Source organism: Streptomyces sp. LaBMicrA B280 (assembly GCF_049222185.1).
In the GTDB taxonomy this organism is placed as follows: Bacteria; Actinomycetota; Actinomycetes; order Streptomycetales; family Streptomycetaceae; genus Streptomyces; species Streptomyces murinus.
Window position 1 is genome coordinate 170,386 of record NZ_JBMJCT010000010.1, and the last position, 6,379, is coordinate 176,764.

Below are 6,379 nucleotides of genomic sequence, written 5' to 3' on the forward strand. Positions count from 1 at the left end.
GCCGCAGGCTAACCGCCAGGAAAGGTTTCCATGATTCGAGACGCACTTGTCTGGTGCCTGGTTGTCGTGGCGGCGCTCGGCGTCGCCGCGGCCGTGGTCCTCAGTCGTCGCGCCAAGGCCATCGCGGCGAACAAGGACAGGTCCGAAGCCGCACTGACCCAGCGATTGAGCGAGGCCGACGGCCGGCTCGCCACTTTACGAGCAGAGCTCCACCAGCACCGGACCGACCACGCCAAGACCATCCAGGAAGCCGAGGAGGCGGCGGAGGACAGCACCAAGGCCGTGCTCAAGGGTTCCGCGCGCTTCCTGCAGAGCCTCGCCGCCGAACAGCTGGCGCTGCTGGAGGAGATCCAGCGCAAGTACGGCGGTCACACCGTCCTCGGCGACCTCCTCGAGGTCGGCCACGCCAACGCGCAGATGGCACGCAAGGCGCAGGGCATCGCCGTGATGTGCGGCGCCCCGCTGGGCCGCCGCAGCCGTGCCGCCAGCGTCTACGACGTGGTGCGCAGCGCCCAGGGCCAGATCCGCAACTTCCGCCGCGTGGAGATCATGCAGCAGACCGGCTTCGCGCTGAAGGCGTCGGCGGTCTCGCCCGTCGCCCTCGCGGTCGCCGAACTGCTCGACAACGCCGCCAGCTTCTCCCAGCAGGGCTCGCCCATCGAGGTGACGTTCCAGCGGGTGCAGAAGAACCTCTGCATCGTCATCGACGACGCGGGCGTCGGCATGAACGACGAGGAGCGGCAGAAGGCCACCGCCCTGCTCTCCGGCCAGTACCGCCCCCGGCTGTCCCAGCTGGGCAACCAGCCGAAGTTCGGCTTCCCGGTGATCGGCCTGCTGTCCCAGCAGTACGGGTTCCGGGTGGACGTGACCGGTGTCTCCCGCTACGGCGGTGTGCGTGCGGTCGTGCTGCTGCCCGAGGAGCTGTGGACCGAGGAGGAGACGGCACCGGTGAATGAGGTCCAGCCCGTTGTCGAGCAGCCCGGCGCCCCCGCCGCCCGGCCCGAGCCGGTGGCGCGCACCGCGGGCGGTCTGCCCCGGCGCGGTGCCCGCCAGGTGCCCATAGCCAGCGTCCCCGACCAGGACACCGTCGGCCTGCCGCACGTCGCGGCGGGGGAGGACGCCGGTCGTGCGGCGGGCCGCAGCCTGGGTGCCTTCCAGCGCGGCACGCTCTCCGGCCGCAACCTCTCCGCGGCACCGTCCGAAGGGTCCGATGACACATGATCACCGACCTGTCGTGGATGCTTGAGGACATCGTGGCCAACGTGCCCAAGGCACGCCACGCCGTCCTGCTGTCCGCGGACGGCCTGCCCCGCGGGGCGACCGACGGCATGGCCCAGAAGGACGTGCGGACCATCTCCGCCGCCATGGCGGGCATGCAGTCGCTGAGCCGGGCCACCTCCCACTTCGCCGGGGACGGCCCGGACCGGCAGTGGAACCAGACCATCATCGAGTTCTCGCACGGCTGGATCTTCCTGATCGGGGCCGGACAGGGCGCCTATCTCGCGGCGGCCGCGGCACCCGATGTCGACATGCAGCAGATCTCCTTCCGCATGCACCGGCTCGTCGCCCGGCTCGGCAACAACCTCACCTCGCCGCCCCGGGTGCACGCCGACGAGGCCGGGGCCCGGGACCGACGCGCCCGCGCCGGCCGGGAGATCGGCACCGGCATCCGGATCGCCGACCTGGACGAGGTGATCAGCGAGGTGCGCGGCGCCCAGCACGCCGTACTGCTGGGCGGCGACGGCCTTCCCCGCGGCGCCACCACGGGCATGAGCCAGGACCTCGCGGACACCATCTCCGCCGCGATGACCGGCATCCACGCCTACAGCCGGGCCACCGCCCAGTTCGCCGGCGTCCAGCCGGACGCGTCCTGGCGGCAGACGGTCATCGAGTTCCAGCACGGCTGGATCTTCCTGATCTCGGCCGGGCGGGGCGCCTTCCTCGCCGCCGCGGCCCAGCACGACGCCGACATCGAGGAGTTCACCACCCGGCTGCACCGGGTGGTGCCGAGACTCGGCGCCTATCTGTCCCCGCAGGGGGAGGCGAGCCGCGCGTGAGTGACGAGCCCGAAGAGGATCTGGAACTCACCTCCGCATTAGTCCCGTTCTTCGTGATCACGAACGGGCGGTCCCTGCCCCCGGAGCACGCCTACGGGCATACGACGCTCGTGTCCGCGAGCGAGCACGCCGCCACCACGGTGCGCACGCTCACCCCGGAGGCCCGGCAGGTTCTCGACCTGGTCATGGACGGATTCCTGTCCGTGGCCGAGGTGGCCGCCCACACCCATCTGCCGCTCGGGGTCGTCCGGATCCTGCTGGCCGAGATGGAGGACGGCGGCCTGATCATCGCGCGGAAGCCGGTGCCCCGCGCGGAACGTGTCGACCGAGAAGTACTGAACGCCGTGCTCGACGGCCTCAGAGCCCGATTCGGAGCGTGATTCGTGTACCTGGATTCAGGTGTCCGTACGGCGGTGAAGGTGCTCGTGGTGGGGCACTTCGGGGTCGGCAAGACCACATGCATCGCCAGCATCTCCGAGATCGAGCCGCTGCGGACCGAAGAAGAGATCACCGAGGCCAGCGAGGGCTTCGACGATCTGTCGGGCACCCCCGACAAGACCACCACGACGGTCGCCATGGACTTCGGCCGTCTGACCATCAACGAGGAGGTGGTGCTGTACCTCTTCGGCACCCCCGGCCAGGAACGCTTCAAGGAGATGTGGGAGGAGCTGTCCCGGGGTGCCCTCGGCGCGCTCGTCCTCGTCGACCCCGAGCGGCTGTCCGAGTCGTTCCCCATCCTCGACCTGGTCGAGCGGTTCGGCCTGACGTACGCCATCGGGGTCAACCACTTCGACGGCACGCCCGGCTACCCCCTCTCCGAGGTGCGCGAGGCCCTCAACCTGTCCGCGGACACCCCCGTCGTCCCCTGCGACGTCCGCAACGAGCAGTCGTCGGCGAACGCGCTGATCACCCTCGTGCACCACCTTCTCTCCCTCATCGACTAGGAGCCCCCCGCTCATGCAGCAGCGACCCGGCATAGAGCCGCCCCCCGGCTGCCCCGCACACGGGAACATCCCGCTCTACGGCCCCCGGTTCGGCTCCGACCCGGACGGCCACTACGCCCATCTGCGCGGCCTCGGCCCGAGCGCGCCGGTGGACATCGCGCCCGGCGTCGAGGTCGAGCTGGTCACCAGCTACGACGCCGCGCTCTACATCCTGCAGAACCCCGCCTCCTTCGTCCGCGACTCGCGGCGCTGGAACGCGCTGAACGAGGGCCGGGTGCCCGAGGACAGCCCCGCGCTGCCGATGCTGGCGTACCGGCCCAACGCGCTGATGAGCGACGGCGCGGCGCACGCCCGGCTGCGGCAGGCCGTCACCGACTCCCTGGCCAGCGTCAACGAGCTCCAGCTGGTGCGGCAGACGCAGGCCTCAGCCGACTACCTGATCAGCCGCTTCAGCTCCGAGCGCCTGGGCCAGGCCGAGCTGATGGCGGAGTACGCCCAGCCGCTGCCGCTGCTCGTCTTCAGCGACCTGTTCGGCTGCCCGCCCGAGATCGGCGACCGCGTCATCGCGGGCATCACCGGCCTCTTCTCCGGCAACGCCGGCGCCGACCAGCTGCTGGCCGAGGCGCTGAACGAGCTGATCGCCCTCAAGCGCCGCAACCCCGGCGACGACCTGACGACGCGTCTGATGCAGCACTCGGCGCAGCTGTCCGACGAGGAGATGCTGCACCAGCTCATCACCCTGCTCTCCGGCGGCACCACGCCGCTGTCCGCCATGATCGGCACCGCGAGCGCGCTGATCCTCGGCGAGGAGTGGCAGTCGGGCCTGCCGGTCGAGGACGCCGTCACCCAGGTGCTGTGGAACTACGCGCCCATCGCCAACTACGCGGCCCACTACCCCACCCACGACGTGGAGCTGGGCGGCCGGGTGGTCAAGGCGAACGACCCCGTGCTGATCTCCTTCGCGGCGGCCAACACCGACCCCCGGCTCGCCGAGCACCGCGAACAGCTCAGCGCCAAGGCCCACTTGGCCTTCGGCGCGGGCCCGCACGCCTGCCCCGCCAAGGACCCGGCGTTCGTGATCGCGGTGACCGCCGTGGAGACCCTGCTCAACCGGCTCCCGGACATCGAGGTCCGGATGCCGTTCAAGGACCTCAGCTGGGTCCCGGCACCGTGGAGCCGCTCCCTGGTGGCGCTGCCGGTGCGCTTCACCCCGCGCATCGTGGTGCCGACGGCGGCGCAGAAGGCGGAATCCCCCATGGTCGCCTCCGAGGGCCATGTCACGACCACACCCCGCCCGGCGATGGGCGGCGCCCCCAAGCCCAAGGCGGGCCTCTTCAGCCGCTTCCTGGCGTGGACGCGGGGGGAGTGACGAGGGCGCCCCGCGGCCCGCATACGGGCTGCTGACTCGACCGGAAAGGGTCGCCGGACAGGCCGACCCGTTTCCGATCCCTGCGCAACCACGCTCCGGAGGTGCGGCGACCGCCGCACCTCGGGACGGCCACCCCGCCGTCAGCGGCGGTATCCGGCACGGACCCCGGCGCACCCCGGCCCGCCGCCCGATCCTCGCCTGGGACGTCGAGGCAGAGCTCGTCCGCCTCACGGAGGGCACCAAGGCCACCGGATCGAGGAAATCAGGAAATCTATGTGCCGTACCAGGAGGAGCAGGCGGGTCCTTTTCGTCGCCGTCTCCGCCGTCCTCGTCACGGGATTGTCCGCCTGCGGGAAAGAGGAAAGCCCTCCCGTTCCGAAGGAAGGCCAAGCCGGAATGCCCGTTCTCCTGGGGCGTGGACACCGTTCCCGCGGGAGGCGACAAGTGGATCTCCGCCACTTTCGCGGCGGGGCAGTGCGGAGCGGAGCCGGGTGAGTTCGGCCTCTACTACTGTCACCGGCCGTCGAGTTCCCGAAGCGCGACGAGATCTACACCCATGTGAAGGCGACCGCGTAGCGGACGACCGGGGGTCATCGGTTTTCCGGTGACCCCCGCCGTGACGGCTCGGTGTACGGGTTTGGGTAGCATCGCGCGCAACGCCCGCCCGCAGGCCGGTGCCGAGAGAGGCGAGCCGCCGTGACCGAGTCGCAAGGAGCCCGATGAACCCCGCCGTCACCGCCCCCGCCGCGGTGGGCACCGCCCTGCTGGACGACTTCTCGCTGGAGATGACCGGCAAGGACGTGCCCGCGCTGGAGGAGGCGCGGGGCAGCATCCCGCGGGGCACCCGGATCAATGTCACCTTCCTCGCGGGGGAGGACCACGCCACCCGGCTCGCCGCCGCCCGCGCGGTCCGGGGGCTCGGCTTCGTGCCGGTGCCCCACATCTCCGCCCGTCGGCTGCCCTCGGCCGCCGCCCTGGAGGAGTTCCTCGCGGGCCTCGCCGAGGACGGCACCGCGGACAACGTCTTCGTCGTCGGCGGCGACCCGGCCCGCCCCGAGGGCCCGTACGAGGACGCCCTCGCCGTCCTGCGCACCGGGCTGCTGGAGCGCTACGGGGTGCGCCACATCGGCATCAGCGGCTACCCCGAGGGCCACCCCGCGATATCCGGCCCCGCGCTGTGGTCGGCGCTCACCGACAAGGCGGCGGCCATCGGCGCCGGACCCTTCACCGGCGACGTGATCACCCAGTTCGGCTTCGACGCCGACCCGGTCCTCGACTGGCTGGCGGCCGTCCGCGCCCGGGGTGTCGACCTGCCCGTCCGCATCGGCGTCCCCGGCCCGGCCGGCATCCGCCGCCTCGTCGGCTACGCCACCCGCTTCGGCGTCACCACCAGCGCCTCCGTCGCCCGCAAATACGGCTTCTCGCTGACCAACCTGCTGGGCACGGCGGGCCCCGACCGCTTCCTGCACGCGCTCGGCGAACGGTACGACCCCGCGCGCCACGGCGTGGTCAAGGTGCACTTCTACACGTTCGGCGGGCTGCGCACCACGGCGGAATGGGTCGGCGGCTTCCGCGAGCGAACCCGGTAACGGCCGACGCGGGCCGGTGGTGCCCCCGGCCTACGTGTCGGATTTCCGCCAGCGTGCTGTTCCTGCCCTGGTCATGCTGGAGGCATGGAGACAGTGACGCGGTTCGACCGGGAGCATTGTGTGCGTGCCGTGCAGTCGAAGGACGCGCGGTTCGACGGATGGTTCTACACGGCCGTGCTGACCACCCGGATCTACTGCCGGCCCAGTTGTCCTGTGGTTCCGCCGAAGCCGGGGAACATGACGTTCTACCCGAGCGCGGCGGCCTGTCAGCAGGCCGGGTTCCGGGCGTGCAAGCGCTGCCGTCCGGATACGAGTCCTGGTTCGCCGGAGTGGAATCAGCGTGCTGATCTGGTGGCTCGTGCGATGCGGTTGATCACGGACGGGGTCGTGGACCGTGAGGGGGTGCCGGGTCTGGCGGCC

At 71.3% G+C, this 6,379-nt stretch carries 7 protein-coding genes; all 7 read left to right on the top strand.

From position 1 onward, the window contains the following. Positions 1-30: 30 nt before the first annotated feature. On the top strand, positions 31-1,221 hold the full coding sequence (locus ACLF5H_RS10260) for an ATP-binding protein (RefSeq protein ID WP_085567396.1): 1,191 nt from the start codon (positions 31-33) through the stop codon (positions 1,219-1,221). Then, positions 1,218-2,057, top strand: coding sequence for a roadblock/LC7 domain-containing protein (locus ACLF5H_RS10265; RefSeq protein WP_421675752.1), 840 nt, complete (start codon positions 1,218-1,220; stop codon positions 2,055-2,057). Before ACLF5H_RS10260 ends, ACLF5H_RS10265 begins: the two co-directional genes overlap by 4 nt. Next, complete coding sequence (locus tag ACLF5H_RS10270) at positions 2,054-2,437, top strand: DUF742 domain-containing protein (RefSeq protein WP_361681121.1); 384 nt, start codon at positions 2,054-2,056, stop codon at positions 2,435-2,437. Before ACLF5H_RS10265 ends, ACLF5H_RS10270 begins: the two co-directional genes overlap by 4 nt. Positions 2,438-2,440: 3 nt before the next feature. Beyond that, positions 2,441-3,001, top strand: a complete 561-nt coding sequence (locus tag ACLF5H_RS10275; RefSeq protein ID WP_421675753.1) for a GTP-binding protein — start codon at positions 2,441-2,443, stop codon at positions 2,999-3,001. Positions 3,002-3,014: 13 nt separating this feature from the next. Further along, positions 3,015-4,370: a cytochrome P450 gene (locus tag ACLF5H_RS10280; protein ID WP_421675754.1), complete on the top strand. Its 1,356-nt coding sequence runs from the start codon at positions 3,015-3,017 to the stop codon at positions 4,368-4,370. A gap of 719 nt (positions 4,371-5,089) precedes the next feature. Further along, positions 5,090-5,959 carry a methylenetetrahydrofolate reductase gene (locus ACLF5H_RS10285; protein ID WP_421675755.1) on the top strand — a complete coding sequence of 290 codons (870 nt, stop codon included), beginning with the start codon at positions 5,090-5,092 and terminating at the stop codon, positions 5,957-5,959. 84 nt (positions 5,960-6,043) lie between these two features. After that, the coding region (locus tag ACLF5H_RS10290; protein ID WP_421675756.1) for an Ada metal-binding domain-containing protein at positions 6,044-6,379 on the top strand (336 nt) is incomplete at its 3' end.

Bases quoted from the DNA above. Each gene is read 5' to 3' on its own strand.
- ACLF5H_RS10280 (WP_421675754.1), top strand. From the start codon at position 3,015: ATGCAGCAGCGACCCGGCATAGAGCCGCCCCCCGGCTGCCCCGCACAC.
- ACLF5H_RS10285 (WP_421675755.1), top strand. From the start codon at position 5,090: ATGAACCCCGCCGTCACCGCCCCCGCCGCGGTGGGCACCGCCCTGCTG.
- ACLF5H_RS10265 (WP_421675752.1), top strand. From the start codon at position 1,218: ATGATCACCGACCTGTCGTGGATGCTTGAGGACATCGTGGCCAACGTG.
- ACLF5H_RS10260 (WP_085567396.1), top strand. From the start codon at position 31: ATGATTCGAGACGCACTTGTCTGGTGCCTGGTTGTCGTGGCGGCGCTC.